Genomic DNA, 26,069 nt, shown 5'->3' with positions numbered 1-26,069 from the left:
AGCGCTCCTCCGGCCTGCAGCCGGAGGAGCGGCTTGGCTTTAGTTGCTGAGGCCTTTCTCGCCGGGCTTGCCCGGAAGTTGTTCAGCAAAGAGCTCGAAGTCACCCTGCTTGTCGGCGGGCACGAAGAGGCGTTCACGCATGATCGTGTCCTCGGCCCAGTTGAACATGAAGATCGGCGCTCCGGTCGGTACGTTGGCGAAGCGCTTGTTGATGATCAGTGCGCCCGGATATTCGGTAAGGCCCACCGTATCGAGATGCGTCGTCGCGACCTTCTGATACTGCTTCATCAGGTCCGCGCGCTCGGCATTGTCATTGCTGGCAATGAACTTGTTGATGATGTCGACGAGTTCCTGTTCAAACGGCATCAGGTCGAGCTGGCCGCCCTCCGGTGCGCGGTGGTGCCAGCTTGTGCGCGGTCCGGCCGCCGCAAGCTGCGGCGTGTTCTGCACGACCGAGGCATATTCCGCCGCATTACGATGAACCATCCAGTCGAACTTGCCGGCATAGTTGGCGGCATCGCGCTGCTTGCCGTCAAGCGAGTTCAGCACGACGCGAAGGCCGATCTTCTCCATCTGGCCGATCAGGCCTTCCGCGAGGTTGCGGTCGGTGTTGTAGCTGTTATCGATCAGAAGCACGATCTCGACATCGCGCCCGCCGGCGGTACCGGCCGGGAAATTGACGAAGCCATTGCCGTCGGTGTCCTTGAGCCCCGCCTTTTCGATCAGTGCCTTCGCGCCGTTAAGGTCGTAGGGATAATAGACCGTCGACTGCCGGTCGTAGAAGCTCGTGCCGGAGGAAAGACCACCCGGATAGATCGCCGTAAACGGTCCCTTGACCAGCGCTTCGCCGAGCTTCTTGCGGTCGACGGCCATGGTCACCGCCTTGCGGAAATCCTCGTTGCGGTTGAGCTCGCGCACGGCCTGGGCGCGTTCGTCCGGCTCGCCCCAGCCATTGGCAGAGAAGTTCATGTGCAGATTGTAGCCGATGAGCCGCGGGCCGAAGGCAAGCCGCGCGGGTGCCGTATCCTGGGCGGCACGCTTCAGCGACTCGACGAAGTTTTCCGGCTGCTCGAGGTTGGAAAGATCGGCGGAGCCGGCGATCGCCTGAACGTCGCGGTCGGCCCAGGTCGAGAGCTTGTAGTGCAGCTCGTTGATATAGGGGAGCTGGTTGCCGGCTTCATCGACCTTCCAGTAGTACGGGTTACGGCGCAGCACGATGATATCGTCGGGACGATAGGCGACCGGCACCCAGGCGCCCATGACGGGAATGTTCATATATTCCGGCGGGAAGGCGTTCTTGTACTGGTCGTAGGTCGTACCCGCATATTTCGGATGCTTGGCCTTGAGGATATGCGACGGGCCGGGGCAGAAGGTACCATAGGCCATGGCATAAAGGTGCTGGCGCGGGAAGGCCTCCTTGAATGTCCATTCGACCGTATACTGATCGACCTTCCTCAGGGTCGTGCCGACGCCGAAGGTCTCAGGCGTCGCACCGTTCAGTGGCGTCACGCTCGGATCGAGAACGTTGTCCTCCCAATAGAACATCACGTCGTCGGCGTCGAAGAGGTCGCCGTCGGACCACTTGGCGCCTTCGACCAGATGCATCGTCAGTTTGTGGCCATCGGCGGACCATTCCCAGCTCTTGGCAAGGTTCGGCAGCGGCTCGATGTCCTTGGCTTCCACCTGGAAGAGCGGCGCCGTGCGGGTCAGGCATTCGGACATGCCGATGTCGATGCCGCCCCAGCCCTGGCTCTGGCCGGCCGAGTAGTTCCAGCCTTCCGGCCGTCCGCCGATGACGTGACGCAGCGTATCGCCATAGACGCCGACGCCGTCGGGCATGTTGCCGGTCTTGAAGACCATCGGCTCCTTCGGAAGACGCTCGGCCACCGGCGGCAGCTTGCCGGTCTTGACGTATTTCTCGGTGACCCAGGCGGGTTCCTTATATTCCGGCAGCGCCTTGAACTCGGCGATCGAGTCGCGCGGCACATAGGTGATCTTGCCCTGGGCCGGAAATGGCGGCTGCTCGGGCACGACGGTTGGTTCGGACGCCGCCGCCTGAAGCGCGAAGGTCGAGATACCGACGAGCAGCAGGCTCGCCATCTTCGTCAGTCTGTGGCTGGTCATTGGCTCAGATTCTCCCTCTTTCGCCGCGCCGGAGCGCGGCCTCCTCCTTAGAAAGTCTGCAGTCGCGCAGCACGGGCCCGCGTCTCCTCACGCGGACACGTGCTGCAATCGATCAGCCCGCTGCGCGGGCCCGCCGCTCGGCGCGCAACTCGTCGAGTGAGCGGACCTGGCGGCGTGCGGCACCGCTCCACTCACGCGTCTTGACCGTGGCGCGGCTCAGGCGCTCCCTGGCGCCATCGATCGCATGGGCGTATTGCGGCAGCCACTCAGCCTGCGCGACGATCATCTCGTCGACCATCTGCCAGACCTCCTCCGGCGTGCAGATGGCGCCGACCAAGGGGTCGTGCAGCATTGCCAGCTTCAAGAGGTCGAGGTCGCCGGTGATGGCCGCATGCACCGACATGCGCTGGACATTGATCGAGGATAGGCAGGTGGCGGCACAGGCTTCGGGCAGCGTGATGCCGGAGACCATGTTGATGCCGAAGCGGTCGACGAAACCGGGGGATTCGATGATCGCATCCGCGGGCAGATTGGTGATGACGCCAGTGTTCTTGACGTTGAAGTGACCGCGGTAGACCCGGCCCGTTTCCAGCGCCTCCAGGATATGGCTCGCATGCTCGTTCGAGCGCTTCTTCGGGTCGAGCGGCAGACCGGCTGCCTCCAGAAACTGCGGAAACTCGGTCTCGAACCAGTTGCGCGTTTCGGTCGAATACCGGAGGTAGCCGCCGGTTTCGCCGTGGATCCAATCCGACATGTCGATCCAGCGGGTGATTTCCTCCGGGCGCTTGCGATACCAGGGAAGATATTCGGAGAGATGACCGTTGCTCTCGGTCGAATAGACACCGAAGCGCTTCAACACGTCGATCCGGAGCTTTTCCTGTTTGGAGAACACCGGGTGCGCCTCGAAGGCGGCGACCAGTTCGTCCTTGCCGATCTTGCGGCCCTTGAGCCTGACATCGACGAACCAGGTCTGGTGGTTGATGCCGGAGCAGATGTAATCGAGCTCGCCCTCGCCGGCGCCGAGGATTTCGGCGATCTGCTCGCCGCCATGCTGGACGCCGTGGCAAAGACCGACCGTGTCGACCTTGCCGTATTCGATCGCCGCCCAGGTGTTCATCGCCATCGGGTTGGCATAGTTCAGGAACTTGGCACCCGGTTCGGCGACGGCACGAATGTCCTTGCAGAAATCGAGAATGACCGGGATGTTGCGTTGGCCATAGAGGATGCCGCCGGCGCAGATCGTGTCGCCGACGCACTGGTCGACACCGTATTTGAGCGGGATGCGGATATCGTCGGCATAGGCTTCGAGGCCGCCGACGCGAACGCAGCTGATGATGTAACGCGAACCTTCCAGCGCTTTCAGCCGATCGGTCGTCGCCGTTACCTTCGTCGGCAGGCGGTTGACCTCGACGATCCGGTCGAGGATCGCCTTGATCATCTCCAGATTGCGGTCGCTGAGATCGGTGAGCGCGACTTCGATGTCGGTGAGCTCCGGCACGGCGAGAATGTCGGTGAAGAGCTTCTTGGTGAAGCCGATGCTGCCGGCGCCGATGATGGCGATCTTGAAACTTGCCATGCTCTTTTCACTCCTCCTGGACTGCGCCACTTCTTGAGAAGGGTAAAATCAATTCACGAATTTGCCCCGCTACTACGCGCAACTTCCGCGCGGTTCCAGCTTTTGGCTCGGCCGAAAGCGCCGGCCGTTGCGCGATTGGTCGGTCATTATGTTTATAATTGCCGACCCCGCCAGAGCGGTATTGTGCTTTTATGGGTAATTTCATGCTGCAAGATTTGATCAATAACGGCCCGGTCATGCGGACCGTTTCGCTGCCGCGGGGACGCCAGAGCCTGCACACAATGCCGACCAGCACCGGCTACGAAATCCGCACCAACGCCACCTATGACTGGGATGGAAGAAAGCGCGGCAACACACCCTTCACCGTGCTGCAGCACACGATCGCCGGCGCCGGAAACCTGCGCTACGAGAACCGCAGCTATCGGGTGCGCGAGGGCGAGACGCTGCTCTTGCTCGTGCCGCACAATCATCGCTACTGGCTGGAAGACGGCGGGCGATGGGAATTCTTCTGGATATCGATGAACGGCGACGAGGCCTTGCGCATTCACCGCGCCATCCTCGCCGTAACCGGCCCGGTCCTGAAGCTGCAGCCGGAAACCATCGAGCATCTCGCCGATTGCAGCCTGCGGCTCATCCGCGGCGGCGAGACGCCGGGGCGCGCTTCCGCGATTGCGTACGAGGCAGCGATGGCGCTCTATGACGACGTCTTCGGCTCGCATCCATTGTTCAGCCATGAGCATCGGACGATGCACCGGGTCGTCGATCACATCATGAACAATCTGGGAAAGCCCCTGCCGGTCGAGGAGCTGGCGCGTGTCTCGGGCTTGAGCCGCGCGCATTTCTCACGCGTCTTCTCCGCCAGCGAAGGCATGGCGCCGGCCGAATATGTCTTGCAGAAGCGCTTGCAGCGCGCCGTGAAGCTCTTGACCAAGACGGCGAGCCTGCCGGTCAAGGAAGTGGCCATCCTCTCGGGATTCGAAGATCCCAATTACTTCGCAAAGGTCTTCCGTCGTTCCTTCGGCTTGAGTCCGACCGAATTCCGCACGACCGGCATGTATGCAAGCGTGCCGGCGGGCTCGGTGGGGGCCCCGCCCGTGGACACGAACCAACAGCCGGACCGGGCGAGGCCGGCATAGCCACTTCGGTGCTAATCGCATCTGGGAGCCGAATGCCAGCCCCGGCGCTTTGAGCGCGAGCAGCGTCGCTCACGCGGCAAGGACGTCCTCGATATGGATCGTGCGAGATCTCCTGCGGCAAACGCTCCCCATCGGGTAAAAGCTGCTACGGAGGGGACTATTCAGATGCGCCGAGTGATCCGGGCCCCCCAGAACAGGCTCGAGAAGAAGCGCTGCGGCTTTTCGAACCCCGCGGCGATCAAGAGGGCCGCCACGGCGTCCTCGGATTCCGGTGGGTCGGCACCTTGCAGGATCTTCCCGAGCTTGGACTTGATCTCGTCTCCACTCGCGCCGTTCATGCGCCAGCGCTCCGCCCAAGCCGCCATCATCAGAGGTTGCGAGGCATATGCGTAGTGGTTTCCCGCTAGGATCAATGGCGCTCCGCTCTTGAGCCGCGTGGCGATGTCGCGAAGGATCGACTGCTTGGCGTCCTGACCGGGAAGGTGATGGAATACGATGGCGATGGCGAAGGTCCCACGCATATCCTTTTCCGGGTCTTGGGCGGCCCCTTGCAGCGAAGCGGCCTTGCCATTCTTGCGGCCGCCAAGATCGACTTTGGCGGAGCGGCCAATCCGCTCGTTGGCGCGCTGCCTGAAGAGCTGGTCTTCTCATTGGAAGAGCAACCACAGATGCGCGGATTGGCCGACATCTTGGTCGCCGAGGTAGAGAACAGCCGATGTGGCGGAGGGACCGTCCAGGACCACATCCGTGAGATCATTGTCGTACTGGCCGTCCGGCGAGCGATTGACCAGGCAACAGTCAATGCGGGCCTATTGGCTGGGCTTGCCCATCCGACACTTTATCCTTGCCTGGTCGCTGTGCATGACGACCCGGCGCGACAATGGCGCACTGACGTCCTTGCTCGGCTTGCAGCTCGCGAGAACGCGGCGGCGCTGCCAAATCCCACCCGTGCCGCCGCCGTTTTCACGCTGCTGCCTGCTTCGAGACGGCTCGCCCCAATGCCAGGCGCCATGCGGTCAGATATGCCGTCGGCATCATACCCACCACATTCGTGAAGAGGGTGACGAAATGGCTGCGGTGGCTTACAAACTCGGCATAATCCCCGTCGAAATCGGACGTTGGGTTTATCCCACTGGGTGAGCTAGACTGCGACAACACATATGAAGCGGTGCGAAGCGTCATGAGACAGAATGGGACATACTCCAACGCATCTACAACCGTCGCTTTCGTCGACCTGGCCGGGTTCAGCGCAATTGCCGACGTCTATGGCGATGCTTCTGCAATTTACATACTCGAACTTTTCGAGAACATGGTTCGCACTTCTCTTAGAGATTACCAGCCGCCGCTCAAATGGATTGGCGACGAGGCGATGCTCGCCTTTCCGGATCCAGACCTGGCAATTCAGGCACTTGGCACGTTGTTGCAGGCATGCCGGAAGGATTCGCGGTTGCCGCTGACGCGGGCTGGCGTAAATCACGGACCGGTCATTCGCAGGGATGACGACATTTTCGGCTCGACGGTCAATGTTGCAGCCCGTGTTGCCGCTCTCGCCTCCCCCGGCCAGTTACTCGCGACGCGCCCGATCGCCGAGGCCGCTCAAGCAAGAGGCGTCATGGTCAAGAACCTCGGTCCTAAGGCATTGCGCTCCGTGGCAAGCGAAGTTGAACTGTTTGAGATCGAGCTTGCACCGTCGGCCGACCCGGGATGGGTCGATCCGGTTTGTAAAATGCATGCGCCCTATTCAGCTTACAAGCGCGCAGTTCGTGAAGGCCTCTGGTTCTGCTCACCGCTCTGCGAGGAGGCGTATAGAAAATCACCCCAGACATACGCGCTCAAGCTGAAGATCGCCAAGGAACCATGATGACTGAGCCTTTGCATGCTTTCGGCCAATCGCATCGCTGAAGCGCTCGAACAGGTTGCACCACGCTGAACCGTAGTCTGCTTTCGGCGTTCTCGTGCGGCTGCGTCTTGACCGCCTACCGGCGGCAGTGAAATGATCGGCCAGTTCCTGGTGAGGTGTGCGACATGGCTGGGTTCGTGGCAACAAACCCCGAAGCCTATGAAGCGTATGTTGGGCGGGGCAGTCAGCATCTCGCGCCTGCCTTCGTGCGCTTTGCCGGTGTTTCAGCCAACGAACGCGTTCTGGACGTCGGCTGTGGCACGGGACATTTGACGCGTGCAATCGCGGCGGCGAACGCACGCGCAACCGGCATCGATTTGTCACTGCCCTATGTCGATTTCGCGCGACGCGCGACTGCCGACAAGACGGTCACCTTTGACGTTGGTGATGCCTTGGATCTGCCCTACACGGATGGCGTTTTTGAACGCGCCTTGTCTATGCTCGCTCTGGATTTGATTCCGGACGCGACCCGAGGCTTACGCGAACTCCGGCGGGTCACGCGGCCGGCTGGCACCGTAGCGGTGGTTGTCAACAACTTCCGCTGTGGCTGGACGCCGTTCAGCTTGGTTTGGGACGCGGCGGCGGTGCTCGATCCTGATGGCGCGGCGATGCGCGACGAAATGGTATCCAAGCCACTGGGTTGGCATGGCGGGCTCGCAGGACTGTTCGGTGCCGTTGGTTTCGCGAATGTGGTGGAAGAACAACTCGGCGCGATGTTCGAGTATCGGTCGTTCGGAGACTATTGGTCCGGCTTTCTCACGGGTCAGGGAAAGACCGGTAGCTATGTCACTAACCTCCAAGACGCGCACCGCAGCGAATTAGAGCGCCATGTCAAAGCCGCGTATCTTTGTGGAATGGCCGACGGCCCACGCTCCTTTGCCACCTTGTTCTGGGCCGTGCGCGGTGAGGTCCAAACCCGGCAGTAGACGCTAAACTTCGAGGCAAGTTTTGGACGCCATCCCGAGAGAAAGGAGTGTCCCACGGTATCCGCGGAAATCGCCAGGGACAACTCGAATGGCTACGCGCACGACTCTCCGGACAACGCGCACGGTCGTCTTGCGTTGGGTTTCATCACGCGGCATGCGGCAAGGGTCCCAAACGCTGGCGATTACCCGGCCAGTTGTTGGGGAAAAGCCTGCACTCTCGGAAAGACCAAACCGAGATCGGCGTGCATTGCTTGGGCAATGACGCGAAAATCGCGCTCACTGACGGCAAGATGACCGAAACGGAGCTTCTGGTCCCAGTTGCGGTTGCCTTCGGCAAATTCCAGGCTGTCCAGCCATGGGCGAACCGGAGCTTCTATGCCGTCGGCCCAGTCGATGTCGTCGTGGTGCGGGGCAAAACCGCTCATGCCGAAGAAATAGGGCAGGCGCTCCCTGACCACACCAATGGCGGTAAAGCACGGGTGGGGGCCGCGCCCGTGGAACGCCGCGTTGGGTGCGTAGCCGACAAAACCGTCGCCCGCCTTCATCCGCGTCAACGATTGAACCTTGCCGTAGCCAAATTGCGAGAAGCCGCCTTGCGACGCATGCTGCCCGTCATCGCCAGGAACCACGCCGATCCAGAAGTTGCGCTCGCCCGGCCTGCTTCCTACGCCCACCTCAAACATGTCACGCGCCGACATCGGTCATCCCTCTATCTCTGATCATGGGAACACTTTACGCGCGACCCCTGCCAGATTCTGTCAGCATTGCCGCAGCCGCCTCCATACCATTTGCTTGGACTCAAACCTTGTCGAAGGTGCGCGCAAACTCTTAGCCGACAAGAGCGACGGCGCCTTAATTGGATAAACTAATCATTTTGTTAAAGGGCGAGATCGAGGTGCAGGAAGACGATGGCGTAAGAAAGGCTGTAAAACAAAAGCGCCCGCAGGAGATGCAGGCGCTTGGGCAATTTAGTCAGTCTTGTGGATCGCCTTAGCGGGCGAAGGCCGTGCGTGCGACGCGGTCGATGTCGGCGCGTTCGATGCCGAGGTCCCGGAGTTCCCGGTTGGACATGCGGCCCAGTTCGGTGACCGTCTGACGATACTTGCGCCAGTTGTTAAAAGAGCGTGCGATATTCATCTTGATCCCCCTTTCAATGGGCTTCGAAGCCTGGCAGCCAGTCCGTGGCGCCTCGTCTCGCTTCGATGAACACCTTATAGCTCAGGGCCCTTGGTAAGTTGTAGCGCTCAAAAGTCAGCGCTCCCATGTGGGAAATGCATGGGTCGATACGACGGCTGCAGAGCGGCCCTTCTGCTCGCATGAGATCAGCAATGCCGCAACGCTATCCGGACGGCCCTGATCACGCCGGCGGGTAACCTTGAACAGGTTGCCAGCGGGCAAAGCACCGCGTCTGAATATGTCAGCCTCGCACAATCGTCGACACGGAAGCTGTTGATCCCCACGACGGAGACAAGTATTTCTTTTGTCGACAAAGGATTCTGAGATGACCGATATCGACACCGACAACAGCCCCATCCCCGAACGCAAGCGCGGTTCCGGCGTGAAAATGGTCTACGACCTCCTGCGCGACGAGATCCTCGACCTTGTGCTGCCGCCTGGCAGCCCGATCGACGAGGTGCAACTCGCCGAACGGCTGAAGATGTCACGCACGCCGATCCGCGAGGCGCTGGTGCGGCTTGCCGGCGAGGGACTGATCGACACATTGCCGAACCGTTCGACGATGGTGGCCAACATCGACTTCCTCAATCTCAATCCGTTCTTCGACGCGCTGGTGCTGATGTACCGGGTCACAACAAGGCTTGCGGCGCAAAACCATCGCCCGGAAGACCTTCCGATCATTCGCGGCTTCCACGAGGATTATGCGGCGGCCGTTCAATCGCGCGACGCGCTGGCGATGATCGCCACCAATGCCGCTTTCCATGCGGCGATCGCCGAGGCCGGCCGCAATCCCTATTTCACCAGCCTGTTCCGCCGGCTGCTCGACGAGGGGCGGCGGATCCTGCGTCTCTATTACCAGTCCTACGAGGAGCAGTTCCCGCAGCGCTTCGTCGACGAGCACGCGGAAATCATCGCCGCGATCACAGCGCGCGACGTTGAGGCGGCGGACCGTCTCGGCAAGGCGCATGCCGAGCAGATCGTCGAGCAGGTGCAAAAGCTTTTTGCCCGCAACAACAAGCTCGATATTGCATTGTAGGAGCCTTTGTATTTTTCTTGTCGACAAATAAAATACAAACAGCTATTGTCTAGATCAAAGGCAAGGGCGCGCGTGCACCGTTGCCCGAAGCCAAAGCCGAGAGGAGTTTCAGATGAAGGCTCAGATTTTCACCGGCGTCATCCCGGCGCTGATGACCCCCTGCAAGGAAGACCGCACCCCCGACTTCGACGCGCTGGTGCGCAAGGGCAAGGAGCTGATTGCTCAGGGCATGTCCGCCGTCGTCTATTGCGGCTCGATGGGTGATTGGCCGCTCCTGACCGACGCGCAGCGCATGGAAGGCGTCGAACGCCTGGTCAAGGCCGGCATCCCGGTCATCGTCGGCACCGGCGCCGTCAACACCGCCTCGGCCGTTGCCCATGCGGCGCACGCCCAGAAGGTCGGCGCGAAGGGCCTGATGGTCATCCCGCGCGTGCTGTCGCGTGGATCGGTCGTCGCCGCCCAGAAGAACCATTTCAAGGCCATTCTGTCGGCCGCTCCGGACCTGCCGGCTGTCATCTACAACAGCCCCTATTACGGTTTCGCCACCCGCGCCGACCTGTTCTTCGCACTGCGTGCCGAACATCCGAACCTCGTCGGCTTCAAGGAATTCGGTGGAGCCGCCGACATGCGCTATGCGGCCGAGAACATCACCAGCCGTGACGATGGCGTCTCGCTGATGATCGGTGTCGACACCGCGGTCTTCCACGGCTTCGTCAACTGCGGTGCGACCGGCGCCATCACCGGCATCGGCTGCGTGCTGCCGAAGGAAGTCCTCCACATGTGCAACCTGGCGCAGGCGGCCGCCGAAGGCGACGTCGACGCCCGCCAGCGGGCGCTGGAGCTGGAGCAGGCACTCGCCGTACTCTCCTCCTTCGACGAAGGTCCGGACCTCGTTCTCTACTTCAAGCACATGATGGTGCTGAAGGGCGACAAGGAATACACGCTGCACTTCAACGAAAGCGACGTGCTTTCGGAAAGCCAGCGCGGCTACGTCGAGACCCAGTTCAAGCTGTTCAACACCTGGTACGCCCAGTGGAGCAAGCTCCCGGGCGCCGTCCAGAAGTACAAGGCCTGATCGCCCGTATCGGCCACAAAGAAAAGGCCCCCGTGATGAACTGACCCCATAAAGTTGGACGGTTCATAGGCTGGGATGATTTAAGGGCTGGGTCCTGTATTGTACAGGGCTCAGCCCTTTGAGTTTCAGTCTGATGCGGTGATGATTGTAGTAGTGGATGTAGTCTGCGATGCCGTCTTGCAGGCTGTCGATGCTTTCGAAGCGCGTGGGATGGAAGAATTCGGATTTGAGAGTGGCGAAGAAGCTTTCCATGGCCGCGTTGTCGAGACAGTTGCCTTTGCGTGACATGCTCTGATCGATGTTGCGCGCCCGAAGCATGCGCTGCCAGGTCGGCATCTGGTAATGCCATCCCTGGTCGGAATGCAGGATCGGCCGTTCATCGGCCTGCAAGCGGCGCAGAGCCTTGCTGAGCATGCGCTCGACCAGTTTGAACACAGGTCGTCTGGCGGTTTCATAGGCGATGATTTCGCCGTTGTGGAGGTCCATGACCGGCGACAGATAAAGCTTCTCGCCCGCCACGTTGAACTCCGTCACATCGGTCACCCATTTCTGGTTCATGCGCTCGGCGGTGAACTGCCGTTGGATGCGATCGGGCGCCACGTGTCCGGCCTGGCCCTTATAGGAGCGGTATTTCTTCGGCCGGACCAAGGACTTCAGGCCGAGCTCGACCATCAGCCGCTGAACCCTCTTGTGGTTGACCGTCTCGCCCAATCCGCGCAACGCCGCGGTCACCCGGCGATAGCCATAGCGGCCCTTGTGTGCCGCGAAGATCGATCGGATCCGCTCCTTGAGCGCGGTCTTCCGGTCTGGCCGGGCGAGCGCCCGCTGCTGATAGTAAAAGGTGCTGCGCGCCAGGCCGGAAAGCTTGAGCAACCCGTCGAGCGGATAGAATGGCCTTAACGCTTGGACGACTTGCGCTTTTTCGGCGCCTGTTCCCGCGTTAAGGCCTCCAGTTTTTTTAGGTAGGCGTTCTCCATGCGCAGATAGTTCAGCTCCGCCAACAGCTCCTCACGGGCTCTTGGTTTCATCGCTCTGCGAAGCATCCGTTCCACTGGCTTTGACGGGTGGCTTTGGCATGGATGGCGGCCTTCCTCTCCGGCGCGGGGCCAAGGCTTCGATACCGCCGCGTTCATATCGCCTTTCCCAATCCGAAAGGCAGCTGGCATTGCGGATGCCGAAGATCGCCGCTGCCTGCCGGCGGGACAGCCCATCCTCCCACATCCGTTGCAGAATTGACAGCTTGAGCGCGGCGTCATAGGGGCTGAATTTCTTCTCCAATCCCGCCAAACCATGCGCCGCATGAGCCGCAACCCATTTGCGCACCGTCGCATGATCGATGCCGAACTGCGCCGCAACGCTCCTGTAGCCGCGATCACCGCGCAGACAAAACTCCACGACCGACTGCTTGAAAGCCATGCTGTGCTTGGACATGCAAAACCCCCGAAGGTTGATGTCCAACTTTCGGGGGTCAGTTCATGATGAGAGGGCCTTTTTCGTTTGGCGGTTTCGCCATCCCGAAGGACTGCGGCGGGTGAGCCGCCGCTTACGCGACGGCGTCGAGCCCGAGCGAGAGAAGCCGGTCGAGCTGCTCCATCTCGGCCGTGTTGAGCACGACACCTTCGGCCTCCGACTTGGCGCGCGCGACGAAGCGGCGCTGCGACGGAAGGCGGGCACCCTGACCGACGATCGCCTCGAATAGAACCTCGGCGCGGGCAAACGGATTGCCCGGCCGGCCGGCTGCGAATTTTTCCGGCGAAAAAGCAACGATCAGCTCGCCATGGAAGGGTGCCAGCGTCGTGGTACCGAGATAGTCGAGCACTTCCGGGCTCGTCAGGTCGCCGATCATGATGCCGGCGAGGAGCTCGATCATCGTGCCGATCGCCGAGCCCTTGTGGCCGCCGAAGGGCAGCATGGCGCCGGCGAGCGCTGCTTCCGGATCCGTCGTCGGATTACCGTCGGCATCGATCGCCCAGCCCTCCGGCAAAGGCTTGCCGGCGCGGCGGTGCAACTCGATCTCGCCGCGCGCGGCAACCGAAGTCGCGAAGTCGAAGACATAGGGCGGCTGGTTTTTTCGCGGCCAGCCGAAAGCGAAGGGGTTGGTGCCGAGCAGCGGCTTGTTGCCGCCGGTCGGTGCAACGGTCGCGTAGCTCGGGCACATGACGAGGCCGGCAAGCCCTTCTCCCGTCAGCCCCTCGACTTCGGGCCAGAGCGCGGAGAAATGGGTGCAATCATTGATGACGAGCGCGGCAAGACCGAGCGAGCGGGCACGTTCGGCAAGGACGGGCAGGCCGAGTTCGAAAGCCGGGTTGGCGAAACCGCCCTTGGCATTGACCTTGACGATCGCGGAATCCTCCTGCGCATCAAGTTCCGGCACGGCATCCGGCTTCACCTTGCCGGCCTTGACGGTGCGAAGCGCTCCTTCGATGCGGTAGATGCCATGCGATTTACAGGCATCACGCTCGCCGGCGACGATCACGCGGGCAAGCGCGCCGGCCTGGACGGCGTTGAGCCCCGCCTTCAGGAAGATCGCCTCGACGCGCTCGAAAAGCGTTGCGATCGTCAGGGTGTTGGTTTCGCTCATCTCTCTCCCTCTCAAATGCTGCGCCTGATCCGGATGAGCCAGTCAGGCGATTGATGTTCTGCATACATATAGTATACAAACATCCCACGAGTGCAATTCAGCCATGATCCCCTCTGCCACAAAAGGCAATCCGGGATCGAAAGAAAGGATCCGCAGATGGCCTTCACCCCCAAAGGAAAACACCTGGTCGCCGGCGAATGGCTCGACGGAGCGGGCACCTTCGCCTCGGCGCCCGCGCACGGTCCGGTCCATCAGTTTGCCACCGGCACCGTCGCACTGGTCAACCGCGCCGCCGAGGCCGCCGAAGAAGCCTTCCTGAGCTACGGCTATTCGACCCGGGCTGAACGCGCCGCCTTCCTGCGTACGATTGCCGATGAGATCGAGGCGCGCGCCGAGGCCATCACCGAGATCGGCAGCCAGGAAACCGGCCTGCCCGAAGCCCGCCTGCAGGGCGAACGCGGCCGCACCACCGGCCAGCTCCGCCTTTTCGCCGACCACATCGAGAAGGGCGAGTATCTCGACCGCCGTTTCGATGCGGCTCTGCCCGAGCGTCAGCCAGCGCCGCGCCCGGAGATCCGGCTCATCCAGCGGCCGATCGGTCCCGTCGCCGTCTTCGGCGCCTCGAACTTCCCGCTCGCCTTCTCGACGGCCGGCGGTGATACCGCTGCCGCCCTTGCCGCCGGCTGCCCCGTGGTCGTCAAGGGCCATTCGGCGCATCCGGGCACCGGCGAGATCGTTGCACAGGCCGTCGAAGCCGCGATCCGCAAGACCGGCATGCACCCGGGCGTGTTTTCGCTGATCCAGGGCGGCAACCGCCAAGTCGGCGAAGCGCTGGTGCAGCATCCGCTGATCAAGGCCGTCGGCTTCACCGGTTCGCTGGCCGGTGGCCGCGCCCTGTTCGACCTTTGCGCCGCGCGTCCCGAGCCGATCCCGTTCTTCGGTGAGCTCGGCTCGGTCAATCCGATGTTCCTGCTGCCGGAAGCGCTGAAGGCACGGGCGGAAACGCTCGGCCAGGGCTGGGCCGGCTCGCTGACCATGGGCGCCGGCCAGTTCTGCACCAATCCCGGCATCGCCGTCGTCGTCGACGGCGCTGACGCCGATCGCTTCACCACCGCCGCCGTCGAAGCTCTCGGCAAGGTGGCGCCGCAGACGATGCTGACCGATGGCATCGCCAAGGCCTATCACGACGGACAGGCGCGCTTTGAAAGCCGTAACACCGTGAAGCCGCTGCTGACCACCGAATCCTCCGGCCGATCCGCTTCGCCGAATCTCTTCGAGACTTCAGGCGAACAATTCCTCGCCGACCACGCGCTCGGCGAAGAAGTCTTCGGACCGCTCGCCCTCGTCGTCCGCGTCGGCTCGACGGGCGAGATGGAGCAGCTTGCCCGCGGCTTCCAGGGCCAGCTGACCACGACGATCCACATGGATCCGGCCGACCTCGAGACCGCCCGCCGTCTGCGTCCGATCCTCGAGCGCAAGGCCGGCCGCGTGCTGGTCAACGGCTTCCCGACCGGCGTCGAGGTGGTGGATTCCATGGTGCATGGCGGGCCCTACCCGGCCTCGACCAACTTCGGCGCGACGAGCGTCGGCACGATGTCGATCCGCCGCTTCCTGCGTCCCGTTTCCTACCAGAACATGCCGGAAGCCCTGCTGCCCGAGGATTTCCAGGGCTAATGCCGGATGCGGAAAAGTGCGCGCGCCTTTGCGCTCACATCCGCTTCCGCTGGTGAACCGCGACAGATCGCTGCGCAAGGAACCCATTTGGCGAAACAAATGGGAACCTTGCGCACATCCTGCGTTATGAAATTATTCTTTTTGTATACTAATTGTATTTTTCTATTGATTTGTGCTCTCTAAAACGAAATAGTGGCTCAGCCTCTACGGCATTCATTTCAGGGAGAGAGAGAATGAAGACTTCGGTGCTCGCGCTCGGCCTCGTTGCGGCCGCAGCTCTGACCAGCCAGGCCCATGCCGACAAGCTGGATGACGTCATCGGCTCGGGAACGCTGCGTTGCGCAGTCGTGCTCGACTTCCCGCCGATGGGTTCTCGCGACGAGAACAACAACCCGATCGGCTTTGACGTCGACTACTGCAACGATCTGGCCAAGGCACTCGGCGTCACAGCCGAAATCGTCGAGACCCCGTTCCCGGAGCGCATTCCCGCTCTGATGTCGGGCCGTGTCGACGTCGGCGTTGCCTCGACCTCGGACACGCTTGAGCGTGCCAAGACGGTCGGCATGACGGTCCCCTACTTCGCCTTCGAAATGGCCGTGACCGCCAACGACAAGTCCGGCGTCAAGTCCTTCGAAGACATGAAGGGCAAGGTCGTCGGCGCCACCGCCGGCACCTTCGAAGCGATCGCGCTCGAAAAGCAGGTCAAGGAATGGGGCGCCGGTGAGTTCCGTCCGTACCAGACCCAGGCCGACGTGTTCCTCGCTCTCAGCCAGGGCCAGATCGACGCCACGGTTTCGACCTCGACGGTTGCCCAGGCCAACGTCAAGGGCGGCAAGTTCGCCGGTATCTCCGTCGTCGGCAAGGCTCCGTTCGACACCGACTACGTCGCGCTCTTCACCAACCGCGAAGAATACGGCTTCATCAACTTCCTCAACCTCTTCATCAACCAGCAGGTCCGCACCGGCCGCTACGCAGAACTCTACGAAAAGTGGGTCGGCGGCGAGCTCCCGGACCTTACGGCCAAAGGCGTTTACCGCTAATCCGGCCGTCCATCTGGCGGCGCGAAGTGTAGCTTCGCGCCGCTATTCGTTTCCGCAGAGGTGAGACGAACAATGTTCAGTTATACCTTCCATTGGAACCAGGCGCTGAAGGCTCTGCCGCAGATGCTCGATGGAGCGTTGGTCACCTTGCAGGTGGCTCTGCTCTCGATGGTCATCGGCCTGGCACTGGCGCTGGCGCTAACAGCCTGCCGCCTGTCCGGAAATCGCATCCTCGGTAGTTTTGCGACCGCCTGGGTCGAGATCGCCCGCAACACGCCGGCGCTGTTCCAGATCTACATGGCCCATTTCGGCCTCGGCAATTTCGGCATCCACCTGAGCCCCTATACGGCGCTGCTCGCCGGGATCGCCTTCAACAATGCCGGCTACCTCGCCGAGAATTTCCGCGGCGCCCTCAAGGCCATTCCCGACACCCAGACGCGCGCCGGCCGTTCGCTCGGCATGACCTCGGTCCAGGCCTTCCGCTACATCGTGCTGCCGCAGATGCTGCGCATCGCCTTCCTGCCCGTTACCAACCAGATGGTCTGGGCGATCCTGATGACATCGCTCGGCGTTACCGTCGGCATGAACACCGACCTCGCGGGCATCACGCAGGAGCTGAACGCCCGCTCGTTCCGCACCTTCGAATTCTTCGCCATCGCCGCAGTGATCTACTATGTCATCGCCAAGGCCGTGACGCTGGCGGCGCGTGCGCTCGCCGCGCGCATGTTCCGCTACTAAGGAGAGGTGAGAGATGTTCAATACCGCCCTCACCCTAAGTGACCTCGGCTTCCTCCTGCAGGGCGCTTTGATGACGCTCGCAGTGACGGCCGTCTCGGTTACCGCCGGCACGATCCTCGGCGTCATCTTCGGCGTCGTGCGCAACCAGGTCGGCCCCTATTGGGCCGTGCCGTTGACCTTCGTGCTCGACGTCTTCCGCTCGGTACCGCTGCTCATCCAGCTGGTACTCGGCAACGCCTTCCAGTCGATCGCCAAGCTTGGCTGGCCTCCGTTCACGACCTCCTGCGTGGTGCTGTCGCTCTATACGGCCGCCTATTGCACCGAGATCGTGCGCGGCGGCATCTCGTCGGTACCGCCGACGACGCGCCGCGCTGCCCGGTCGCTCGGCATGACCTGGTGGCAAGACATGCGCTATATCGTGGCGCCGCTTGCCACCCGCGTTTCGCTGCCGTCCTGGATCGGCCTGACGCTCGGCGTCATGAAGGACTCGGCACTCGTCCTCTGGCTCGGCCTGATCGAGTTGCTGCGCGCCTCTCAGGTGCTCGTCACACGCCTGCAGGAACCGCTGCTGATCCTGATGATCTGCGGCGCCATCTACTTCCTCATCAGCTTCCCAATCGCCCGGCTCGGCGGTTACCTTGAAAAACGGTGGTCCAATGATTGAGATCCAAAACGTCCGCAAATCCTTCGGTTCGCTGGAGGTTCTCAAAGGTATCGACCTCACCGTCAACAAGGGTGAAGTCGTCACCGTCATCGGCGGCTCCGGCTCCGGCAAGTCGACGCTGCTCACCTGCATCAACGGCCTCGAGCCGATCGATGCCGGCCGCATTCTGGTTGATGGCACCGAGGTCCACGCCAAGTCGACCGACCTCAACAAGCTCAGGGCCAAAGTCGGCATCGTCTTCCAGCAATGGAACGCCTTCCCGCACCTGACCGTGCTCGAAAACGTCATGCTGGCGCCGCGCAAGGTGCTCGGACTCTCCAAGGAGAAAGCCGAGGAGATCGCCGTCAAGCAGCTTACCCATGTCGGCCTCGGCGAAAAGCTTTCGGTTTACCCGACCCGCATGTCGGGCGGCCAGCAGCAGCGCATGGCAATTGCCCGCGCACTCGCCATGTCGCCGGAATACATGCTGTTCGACGAAGTGACCTCGGCGCTCGACCCGCAGCTCGTCGGCGAAGTGCTCGACACGCTGCGCATGCTTGCCTCCGAAGGCATGACGATGATCTGCGTCACCCATGAAATGAAATTCGCCCGCGAAGTTTCCGATCGTGTCGCCTTTTTCCACAAGGGCGTGATGGCGGAAATCGCGGCACCCGAAGCGCTCTTCGGCGCGCCGAAGGATCCGGAGCTCAAGAAGTTCCTGGCAGCAACGCACTGAGCCGATCATGAAGGATGCAGTTCAGCCTGACGTCATCGTCATCGGCGCCGGCGTTGTCGGCCTTTCTGCGGCGATCGCCGCCCAGGCACGGGGGCTTTCCGTCACCGTGCTCGACCGGGAAGGCCCGGCCGCCGGAGCTTCGGCCGGCAATGCCGGGGCCTTCGCCTTCACCGACATCCTGCCGCTTGCTTCGCCCGGCATCCTCAAGAAGGCGCCGAAGTGGCTGCTCGACCCGCTTGGGCCTTTGAGCGTCCCCCCGGCCTATGCGGCGCAGATCGCCCCATGGATGTTCCGCTTCTGGCGCGCCTGCTCGCCAAGCCGCGTCGCCCATTCGACGACCGCGCAGACGGCGATGATGGACCTCTCCAAGGCGGAGCTCGAACCTTTCCTCACCGCAACCGGCACGTTGCCGATGCTGCGCAAGGAAGGCAATCTCCAGGTCTATGAAAGCGAAGCCGAACTGAAGGCCTCGCTTCCCGGCTGGAAGGCCCGGGCCGAGCACGGCATCGAATTCCGTCATATGGGTGCGGCCGAAATGGCCGAGATCCAGCCCGGTCTGGCGCCGCGCTTCACTCACGGCACATTCACCCCAGGCTGGTACTCGATCGCCGATCCGAAGCTCTATACGCTGGCGCTTGCCGACCATTTCCGCGCCAAGGGCGGCACCATCGAGCGTGCCGACGTTGCGGCATTGAAGCCGGTCGATGGCGGCGTGGAGCTGACGGCGGACGGCAAGACGCGGCGTGCGGACCAGGTCGTGCTCTCGGCCGGCGCCTTCTCGCACCAGATCGCCCGCACGCTCGGCGAACGCATCCCGCTGGAAACGGAACGTGGCTACAACACCACGCTTCCGCAGGATGCCTTTGACCTGCGCACGCAGGTCACTTTCGGCGGTCACGGCTTCGTCGTCACGCGGCTTTCAACCGGCATCCGCGTCGGCGGCGCGGTCGAACTCGGCGGTCTGAAGCTGCCGCCGAACTACCGCCGTTCGCAAGCGATGCTGAAGAAGGCTGAGACCTTCCTGCCCGGCTTCAAGAGCGAAGGCGGCGTACAATGGATGGGCTTCCGTCCGTCGCTGCCCGACAGCCTGCCGGCGATCGGCCGCTCCCGCGCCACGGGCCGCGTCGTCTACGCCTTCGGCCACGGCCATCTCGGGCTGACACAGTCGGCGGGAACTGCCCGGCTCGTCGCCGACCTCTTGACCGGCCAGCGTCCGGCGATCGATATCCAATCCTTCTCGCCTCAAAGGTTCTGACAGAGCATCGACCATGGCCAACCACACTTTCTCCTGCATCGACGGCCACACCTGCGGCAATCCGGTCCGCCTCGTATCCGGCGGTGGACCGCGGCTCGAAGGGGCCAACATGCTGGAGAAGCGGGCGCATTTTCTACGCGAGTTCGACTGGATCCGCACTGGTCTGATGTTTGAGCCGCGCGGCCACGACATGATGTCCGGCTCGATCCTCTATCCGCCGACGCGCGCCGATTGCGATGTGGCCGTGCTCTTCATCGAAACCTCCGGCTGCCTGCCGATGTGCGGCCACGGCACGATCGGCACCATTACCATGGCGATCGAGAATGGCCTCGTCACCCCGCGCGAGCCCGGCAAGCTTTCGATCGACGCCCCGGCCGGCAAGGTCGACATCACCTATCGCCAGGAGGGCCGCTTCGTCGAGGAGGTGCGCCTCACCAACGTGCCCGGCTTCCTCTATGCCGAGGGGCTGACGGCGGACGTCGAGGGCCTCGGCGAGATCGTCGTCGATGTCGCCTATGGCGGCAATTTCTACGCCATCGTCGAGCCGCAGAAGAACTTCCGCGACATGGCCGACCATACGGCCGGCGAACTCGTCGGCTGGAGCCCGAAGCTGCGCGCGGCGTTGAACGCCAAATACGAGTTCGTCCATCCGGAGCACCCCGAGATCCAGGGCCTCAGCCACATCCAGTGGACCGGCAAGCCGACCAAGGCCGAGGCGCACGCGCGCAACGCCGTTTTCTACGGCGAAAAGGCGATCGACCGTTCGCCCTGCGGCACCGGCACCTCGGCACGCATGGCCCAGCTCGCCGCTAAGGGCAAGCTTGGGGTCGGCGACGAATTCGTGCATGAATCGATCATCGGCTCGCTGTTCAAGGGCCGCGTCGAAGCAGCGACCAAGGTCGCCGGCCGCGATGCCATCATTCCTTCGATCGCCGGCTGGGCCCGCTTGACCGGCATCAACACGATTTTCATCGATGACCGCGACCCCTTCGCCCATGGATTTGTCGTCAAATGACCCGATCGATCGCCGCCCGCAGCATTCTTACCGGCTCCGCCGATGGCCCTGTTATCGCCACCGAGGAGGCGCTGAGCTTCTGGGGTGGCGTTGACCCCGCTACGGGCCGGGTGATCGATGTACACCATCCGCTGCATGGCCTCTGTCTCACCGGCGGCATCCTGATGATGCCGTCGAGCCGCGGCTCCTGCACCGGTTCGGGCGTTCTGCTCGACATGGCGCTGACCGGCCGTGCACCCGCCGCGCTGGTGTTTTGCGAAGCCGAGGACGTGTTGACGCTCGGGGCGCTAATTGCGGCTGAGATGTTCGGCAAATCCTTGCCGGTGCTCAGGGTTTCGCGCGAAGCCTTCAAGGCGCTGTTTGAGGCAAAGTCGGCGCGCATTAGCGATACGACGATCGTGGCCGACGGCCTGACGATCCCGGTCGAACCGCCGGCGACGGCCGCACTCGATTTCACCGAGAACGATCGCGCCATGCTCGAAGGCCGCGACGGCATCGCAGTGCAACAGGCGATGCACATCATCTCGGCCATGGCCGCCCAGCAGGGTGCGGAAAAGCTCGTGGACGTGGTGCAAGGCCACATCGACGGCTGCATCTATGCGAGCCCCGCGAACCTCACCTTCGCCGAGAAGATGGCAGACATGGGCGCCAAGGTTCGTGTGCCGACGACGATGAACGCGATTTCGGTCGACCGCGCCAATTGGCAGGCGCAGGGCGTGCCGGAGAGCTTCGGCGATCCGGCCGCAAGGCTTGCCGACGCCTATGTGCGCATGGGTTGCCGCCCGACCTTCACCTGCTCGCCCTACCTGCTCGACAGCGCGCCGAAGGCGGGCGAAGCCATTGCCTGGGCCGAGTCCAACGCCGTCATCTTCGCCAACACGGTGCTTGGCGCACGCACGGCAAAGCATCCTGACTTCCTCGATCTCTGCATTGCGCTCACGGGACGCGCACCACTGTCCGGCGTCTATCTCGACGAACACCGCAAGGCGAAGCGCATCATCGACGTGGAGCTTCCCGAGAACATCGACGATGCCTTCTGGCCGCTGATCGGTTATCTCGCCGGCCGCGGCGCGCCCGATCGCATCCCGGTTCTGCGTGGTCTTGCTTCCGCACGGCCCTCCCGAGACGACCTCAAAGCGCTCTGCGCCGCTTTCGGCACGACGTCCGCAGCACCCATGCTGCATGTGGAAGGCGTCACGCCTGAAGCCGAGGGGGCCGCCGCCGAAGATGCCGACCGCACGGAGATCACGCGCGCCGACATGGCCGAAGCCTGGGTGCATTTCAACGAAGGCCCTGCCGAAGTCGAGCTCGTCGCCATCGGCAGCCCGCACGCTTCGCTCGAGGAATGCCGCGCACTGGCCGAAGCCTTCGACGGTCGGAAGCGGCACAGTGATGTCGCCGTCATCGTGACGGCCGGACGCGACGCGATCGCCGAGGCGAAGGAAGAAGGGTTGCTCTCGCGCCTTGAAGCAAGCGGCATTCAGGTGCTGCCCGATCTCTGCTGGTGTTCGATCTCCGAACCGGTCTTCCCGACGACGACCCGGGCGCTGATGACCAATTCCGGCAAATATGCCCATTACGGACCCGGCCTTTCCGGCCGCGCGGTTCGCTTCGGCAGTCTTGGCGATTGCGTCGAGGCGGCGCTGACGGGTCAGGTGCCGGCGCGACTGCCGGCCTGGCTGTCCTGACGACTTTGCCGCGGGCTTACTGCATGTTTCTTTAGATCGTAGCCGATTGAAAGACAAAACATGCCGCAATTCAAAGTGCTACGGCGACCTTTGCGCGTCTGATAAGAGGCGCGGCGCTGTAGGCGCTCGCCGCCCACCGCTCCGTGCAGCTGCTGTGCTCGGTGCCGGCGCCTGTCGCATCGAGACCCATGCACAGTGCCCCCTAAGCACTTGCGGAATCACCACTCCGTCGCGACTCCTGGCCGAAGAAGAAGAAGAAAAAGCACTCCGCCGGCGCGATCCGGATCAGGATTTCGTGAGCCTGCGGTCAATCCATGAAATCAACCCCTTCGAGAATCAGAAGAAAGCGAGTAATCTGAGGGAACATTGCGCATGGGACGCCGTTTATTCGAATGAGCGAGCCGATAAGCAGCGATCCCCGTCTCAGCCAGCGGCCGCGGGAGAGCATGATGCAAAAGAGCGAATGCGATGTCTTCGATCTCTTCTCGGAGATCTATACGAGTGCAGCGCAAGAAGAAATCAGCCTTCAAGAATATCTTCTCGCATGTCGCGACGACAAAAGCATGTATGCCACCGCGCAGGAGCGGATGGTCACTGCCATCGGCGATCCGACCCTGATCGACACCAGCGCGGACGAACGTCTCGGCCGTATCTTTTCAAACCGTACCGTCAAGATCTATCCATCCTTTGCCGACTTCTACGGCATGGAGGATACGATCGAACGGATCGTCGGTTACTTCCGCTACGCCGCCCAGGGGCTCGAGGAGCGCAAGCAGATCCTCTACCTGCTCGGGCCGGTCGGCGGCGGTAAGTCGTCGCTCGCCGAACGTCTCAAGAAACTGATGGAACAGCAGCCGATCTACACGCTCGCAGTCGGCGGCAAGATCAGCCCGGTCTTCGAATCGCCGCTCGGTCTCTTCCATCCCGACCGCATGGCCGATCTCCTCGAAGACAAATACGGCATCGCACGGCGTCGTCTCACCGGCCTAATTTCTCCCTGGGCAACGAAACGGCTCGACGAGGTCGACGGCGACATCTCCAAGTTCAGCGTCGTCAAGCTGATGCCCTCGCGCCTGCGCCAGATCTGCATCGCCAAGACCGAACCGGGTGACGAAAACAACCAGGACGTTTCCTCGCTGGTCGGCAAGGTGGATATCCGCCAGCTCGAAAACTATAGCCAGGCAGACCCCGACGCCTACTCCTACAGCGGCGGTCTCAACCGCACGACGCAAGGGTTGCTCGAATTCGTCGAAATGTTCAAGGCGCCGATCAAGGTCCTGCACCCATTGCTGACGGCGACCCAGGAAGGCAACTACAACGGCACTGAAAGCTTCGGAGGTTTCCCCTATCAGGGCATCGTCGTTGCGCATTCCAACGAGTCGGAATGGCTGCAGTTCAAGAACAACAAGAACAACGAGGCCTTCCTCGACCGCATCCTGGTGGTCAAGGTTCCCTACTGCCTGCGCGTCACCGAAGAACGGCAGATCTATGAGAAGCTGCTGCGCGAAAGCGAGCTCACCAAGAGCCCCTGCGCACCGGAAGTTCTCGAATGCCTCAGCCGCTTCACCGTATCGACCCGTCTTGCCCGCCACGAGAACTCGCCGCTCTACACCAAGATGCGCGTCTATGACGGCGAGAACCTGAAGGACACCGATCCCAAGGCGAAGTCCGTTCAGGAATATCGCGACGCCGCCGGTGTCGACGAGGGCATGACCGGCATCAGCACGCGCTTTGCTTTCAAGGTGTTGTCCGAGACCTTCAACTACGACACCAAGGAGGTCGCGGCCGATCCCGTGCACCTCATGTATATCCTGGAACAGGCGATCCGCCGCGAACAGTTCCCGAAAGAGACCGAAGCAAGCTATCTCGACTTCATCAAGTCCGAGCTTGCCACCCGTTACGCCGAATTCATCGGTCACGAGATCCAGAAGGCCTATCTCGAATCCTACAGCGAATACGGCCAGAACCTGTTCGACCGCTACATCGCCTATGCCGACGCATGGCTCGAGGACCAGGATTTCAAGGATCCCGACACCGGGCAGATCCTTAATCGCGAGATCCTCGACAGCGAACTGTCGCAGATCGAGAAACCGGCCGGCATCGCCAATCCCAAGGATTTCCGCAACGAGGTCGTGAAGTTCACCCTGCGCGCCCGCGCCAAGAATCATGGGCGCAACCCCTCCTGGACGAGCTACGAGAAGCTTCGCGACGTGATCGAGAAGCGCATGTTCGGCCAGGTCGAAGACCTGCTGCCGGTCATCAGCTTCGGCTCGAAGAAGGACAGCTCTACCGAGAAGCAGCATGCCGAATTCGTCCAGCGCATGACCGAGCGCGGCTACACCGAGCGTCAGGTCCGGCGGCTGGTCGATTGGTACATGCGGGTCAACAAGGCGGGCTGACGATGCCGAAGCAGGGGATTGGTATATGCCGAATTTCATCGACCGGCGGCTCAATCCGAAGGACAAGAGCCTCGGCAACCGACAGCGATTTCTGAAACGGGCCCGCGAAGAACTCAAGCGGGTCATCAAGGAACAGGTCAAAGCCGACAGGATCATCGACGTCGATGCCGCCCATGGCGTGCCGATGCCGACGGATGGCGCCAATGAGCCGACGTTCCAGCCGGCCCGGGGCAGCGGCGAACGCAATTATGTGCTTCCCGGCAACAAGCAGTTTTCGGCAGGCGACCGCCTGCCGAAGCCGGAAGCAGGTGGGGGCGGAGGCGGCCGGGGGCGCCCCGGGACCGGAGAAAGCGAAGACGACTTCCAGTTCGTCCTTTCACGCGAAGAGGTGCTCGATCTTTTCTTCGAGGATCTGGAACTGCCCGACATGGTCAAGCTCAGCCTCAAGGAAACGGTGTTGTTCAAACCGCGTCGCGCAGGCTTCGCCACCGCGGGCACGCCGACCAACATCAATGTCGGGCGGACCATGCGCAACAGCTTCGGTCGACGCCTGGCGCTGCATCGACCGAAAGAAACGGAGCTGACCGCCATCGCGGAGGAGATCGCGCGACTGGAGGCGACGCCGGAGCTTTCACCGAAAGACCGCCAGAGGCTCAGCGAGCTTCGCAGCGAACTGAACAGGATCGAGCGCAGGCGACGTCGCATTCCCTATGTCGACCCCGTCGATATCCGCTTCAACCGCTTCGAAGCGCAACCGCTGCCGAACGCCAATGCGGTCATGTTCTGCCTGATGGACGTCTCGGCCTCGATGGGCGAACGCGAGAAGGACCTCGCCAAGCGCTTCTTCGTGCTTCTGCACCTGTTCCTGAAGCGGCGTTACGAACGGATCGACATCGTCTTCATCCGCCACACGGACGAAGCCCGCGAGGTTGACGAGGAGACGTTCTTCTACAGTACCCAGAGCGGCGGCACGGTCGTGTCGACCGCGCTCGAGGAGATGATCAGGGTCATCGAGGAACGCTATCCCTCGCAGATCTGGAACATCTATGCCGCGCAGGCCTCGGACGGCGACAACATCATCGGTGATTCCGAGCATTGCGCCGCGCTGCTCCGGGAGAAGCTGACGAAGCTCTGCCAGTATTACGCCTATGTCGAGATCATCGACGAGCGCGAGACGGAAATCTTCGGATCGACGGACAACGGCACCGCGCTCTGGCGCGCCTATCGCACGGTGGATGGCGAAAAGGCGAATTTCCAAATGACCCGGATCGCCAAGCCCGCCGACATCTACCCGGTCTTCCGCAGGCTCTTTGCCCGGCAGCCGGCCACACGTACCCGGAAATGAGGGAAG

The 26,069-nt window shown here is 62.3% G+C and carries 22 protein-coding genes and 1 pseudogene; 16 read left to right on the top strand and 7 right to left on the bottom strand.

Translation table 11 applies throughout. The features are described from left to right. Nucleotides 1-39: 39 nt before the first annotated feature. Together BHMPCIPO_RS25630 and BHMPCIPO_RS25625 are read right to left on the bottom strand one after the other, a co-directional pair. Complete coding sequence (locus BHMPCIPO_RS25630) at nt 40-2,124, bottom strand: ABC transporter substrate-binding protein (RefSeq protein ID WP_173519547.1); 2,085 nt, start codon at nt 2,122-2,124, stop codon at nt 40-42. A 112-nt stretch (nt 2,125-2,236) separates the two neighbouring features. Then, complete coding sequence (locus BHMPCIPO_RS25625) at nt 2,237-3,700, bottom strand: alpha-glucosidase/alpha-galactosidase (protein ID WP_173519546.1); 1,464 nt, start codon at nt 3,698-3,700, stop codon at nt 2,237-2,239. 191 nt (nt 3,701-3,891) lie between these two features. Between BHMPCIPO_RS25625 and BHMPCIPO_RS25620 the strand changes: the two genes are divergently transcribed. Beyond that, a complete protein-coding gene (locus tag BHMPCIPO_RS25620) occupies nt 3,892-4,836 on the top strand; it encodes an AraC family transcriptional regulator (RefSeq protein WP_173519545.1) in 945 nt (314 codons plus the stop codon). 161 nt (nt 4,837-4,997) lie between these two features. Here BHMPCIPO_RS25620 and BHMPCIPO_RS25615 read toward each other — a convergent pair whose 3' ends face one another. Further along, entirely contained in the window at nt 4,998-5,357 is a 360-nt protein-coding gene (locus BHMPCIPO_RS25615; protein WP_210266649.1) for a hypothetical protein, read from the bottom strand. On the opposite strand from BHMPCIPO_RS25615, the gene BHMPCIPO_RS33715 reads away from it, so the two are divergent. From BHMPCIPO_RS33715 to BHMPCIPO_RS25600, 3 genes are all read left to right on the top strand, one after another. Beyond that, entirely contained in the window at nt 5,322-5,891 is a 570-nt protein-coding gene (locus BHMPCIPO_RS33715; protein ID WP_173519544.1) for a cupin domain-containing protein, read from the top strand. The two genes, BHMPCIPO_RS25615 and BHMPCIPO_RS33715, sit on opposite strands and share 36 nt — an antisense overlap. Before the next feature lie 125 nt (nt 5,892-6,016). Continuing rightward, the gene (locus tag BHMPCIPO_RS25605; protein WP_173519543.1) at nt 6,017-6,697 is read left to right on the top strand and encodes an adenylate/guanylate cyclase domain-containing protein; all 681 of its coding nucleotides are present in this window, start codon (nt 6,017-6,019) and stop codon (nt 6,695-6,697) included. 164 nt (nt 6,698-6,861) lie between these two features. Then, entirely contained in the window at nt 6,862-7,662 is an 801-nt protein-coding gene (locus BHMPCIPO_RS25600; protein WP_173519542.1) for a class I SAM-dependent methyltransferase, read from the top strand. A 182-nt stretch (nt 7,663-7,844) separates the two neighbouring features. On the opposite strand, the gene BHMPCIPO_RS25595 is transcribed toward BHMPCIPO_RS25600, so the two are convergent. Both BHMPCIPO_RS25595 and BHMPCIPO_RS25590 read right to left on the bottom strand, forming a co-directional pair. Then, nucleotides 7,845-8,360: an EVE domain-containing protein gene (locus BHMPCIPO_RS25595; protein WP_173519541.1), complete on the bottom strand. Its 516-nt coding sequence runs from the start codon at nt 8,358-8,360 to the stop codon at nt 7,845-7,847. Nucleotides 8,361-8,652: 292 nt separating this feature from the next. Further along, nucleotides 8,653-8,799 (bottom strand): DUF1127 domain-containing protein, encoded by a 147-nt coding sequence (locus tag BHMPCIPO_RS25590; RefSeq protein ID WP_173519540.1) that lies wholly within the window; start codon nt 8,797-8,799, stop codon nt 8,653-8,655. Nucleotides 8,800-9,163: 364 nt separating this feature from the next. On the opposite strand from BHMPCIPO_RS25590, the gene BHMPCIPO_RS25585 reads away from it, so the two are divergent. Together BHMPCIPO_RS25585 and BHMPCIPO_RS25580 are read left to right on the top strand one after the other, a co-directional pair. Further along, a complete protein-coding gene (locus tag BHMPCIPO_RS25585; protein ID WP_173519539.1) occupies nt 9,164-9,874 on the top strand; it encodes a GntR family transcriptional regulator in 711 nt (236 codons plus the stop codon). Nucleotides 9,875-9,986: 112 nt separating this feature from the next. Beyond that, nucleotides 9,987-10,949 (top strand): dihydrodipicolinate synthase family protein, encoded by a 963-nt coding sequence (locus BHMPCIPO_RS25580; RefSeq protein WP_173519538.1) that lies wholly within the window; start codon nt 9,987-9,989, stop codon nt 10,947-10,949. 63 nt (nt 10,950-11,012) lie between these two features. Here the strand turns inward: BHMPCIPO_RS25580 and BHMPCIPO_RS25575 are convergent. Together BHMPCIPO_RS25575 and BHMPCIPO_RS25570 are read right to left on the bottom strand one after the other, a co-directional pair. Then, a pseudogene (locus tag BHMPCIPO_RS25575) lies at nt 11,013-12,380 on the bottom strand (IS3 family transposase). Nucleotides 12,381-12,492: 112 nt separating this feature from the next. Continuing rightward, nucleotides 12,493-13,530, bottom strand: a complete 1,038-nt coding sequence (locus BHMPCIPO_RS25570) for an Ldh family oxidoreductase (RefSeq protein ID WP_173519537.1) — start codon at nt 13,528-13,530, stop codon at nt 12,493-12,495. 156 nt (nt 13,531-13,686) lie between these two features. Here BHMPCIPO_RS25570 and BHMPCIPO_RS25565 point away from each other — a divergent pair, with 156 nt between their 5' ends. From BHMPCIPO_RS25565 to BHMPCIPO_RS25520, 10 genes are all read left to right on the top strand, one after another. Continuing rightward, nucleotides 13,687-15,204 carry an aldehyde dehydrogenase (NADP(+)) gene (locus BHMPCIPO_RS25565; RefSeq protein WP_173519536.1) on the top strand — a complete coding sequence of 506 codons (1,518 nt, stop codon included), beginning with the start codon at nt 13,687-13,689 and terminating at the stop codon, nt 15,202-15,204. A gap of 233 nt (nt 15,205-15,437) precedes the next feature. Next, nucleotides 15,438-16,244 (top strand): ABC transporter substrate-binding protein, encoded by an 807-nt coding sequence (locus BHMPCIPO_RS25560; protein WP_173519535.1) that lies wholly within the window; start codon nt 15,438-15,440, stop codon nt 16,242-16,244. Nucleotides 16,245-16,316: 72 nt separating this feature from the next. Further along, nucleotides 16,317-16,982, top strand: coding sequence for an amino acid ABC transporter permease (locus BHMPCIPO_RS25555; RefSeq protein ID WP_173519534.1), 666 nt, complete (start codon nt 16,317-16,319; stop codon nt 16,980-16,982). Nucleotides 16,983-16,995: 13 nt separating this feature from the next. Continuing rightward, nucleotides 16,996-17,646, top strand: coding sequence for an amino acid ABC transporter permease (locus BHMPCIPO_RS25550; protein WP_173519533.1), 651 nt, complete (start codon nt 16,996-16,998; stop codon nt 17,644-17,646). Beyond that, nucleotides 17,639-18,361: an amino acid ABC transporter ATP-binding protein gene (locus tag BHMPCIPO_RS25545; protein ID WP_173519532.1), complete on the top strand. Its 723-nt coding sequence runs from the start codon at nt 17,639-17,641 to the stop codon at nt 18,359-18,361. The genes BHMPCIPO_RS25550 and BHMPCIPO_RS25545 overlap by 8 nt, the downstream gene beginning before the upstream one ends. 7 nt (nt 18,362-18,368) lie before the next feature. After that, nucleotides 18,369-19,616 (top strand): NAD(P)/FAD-dependent oxidoreductase, encoded by a 1,248-nt coding sequence (locus BHMPCIPO_RS25540; RefSeq protein ID WP_173519531.1) that lies wholly within the window; start codon nt 18,369-18,371, stop codon nt 19,614-19,616. Nucleotides 19,617-19,629: 13 nt separating this feature from the next. Next, nucleotides 19,630-20,631: a 4-hydroxyproline epimerase gene (locus tag BHMPCIPO_RS25535; protein WP_173519530.1), complete on the top strand. Its 1,002-nt coding sequence runs from the start codon at nt 19,630-19,632 to the stop codon at nt 20,629-20,631. Beyond that, the gene (lhpI, locus tag BHMPCIPO_RS25530) at nt 20,628-22,319 is read left to right on the top strand and encodes a cis-3-hydroxy-L-proline dehydratase (RefSeq protein WP_173519529.1); all 1,692 of its coding nucleotides are present in this window, start codon (nt 20,628-20,630) and stop codon (nt 22,317-22,319) included. The genes BHMPCIPO_RS25535 and lhpI overlap by 4 nt, the downstream gene beginning before the upstream one ends. A 449-nt stretch (nt 22,320-22,768) precedes the next feature. Beyond that, complete coding sequence (locus BHMPCIPO_RS25525) at nt 22,769-24,718, top strand: PrkA family serine protein kinase (RefSeq protein WP_173519528.1); 1,950 nt, start codon at nt 22,769-22,771, stop codon at nt 24,716-24,718. Nucleotides 24,719-24,743: 25 nt separating this feature from the next. Then, entirely contained in the window at nt 24,744-26,063 is a 1,320-nt protein-coding gene (locus tag BHMPCIPO_RS25520; RefSeq protein ID WP_173519527.1) for a YeaH/YhbH family protein, read from the top strand. The last annotated feature ends 6 nt before the right edge of the window (nt 26,064-26,069 follow it).

The sequence above is a fragment of the Ensifer sesbaniae genome, from assembly GCF_013283665.1.
Taxonomy (GTDB): Bacteria; Pseudomonadota; Alphaproteobacteria; order Rhizobiales; family Rhizobiaceae; genus Ensifer; species Ensifer sesbaniae.
This window is presented reverse-complemented; position numbering and strand designations above follow the sequence as displayed.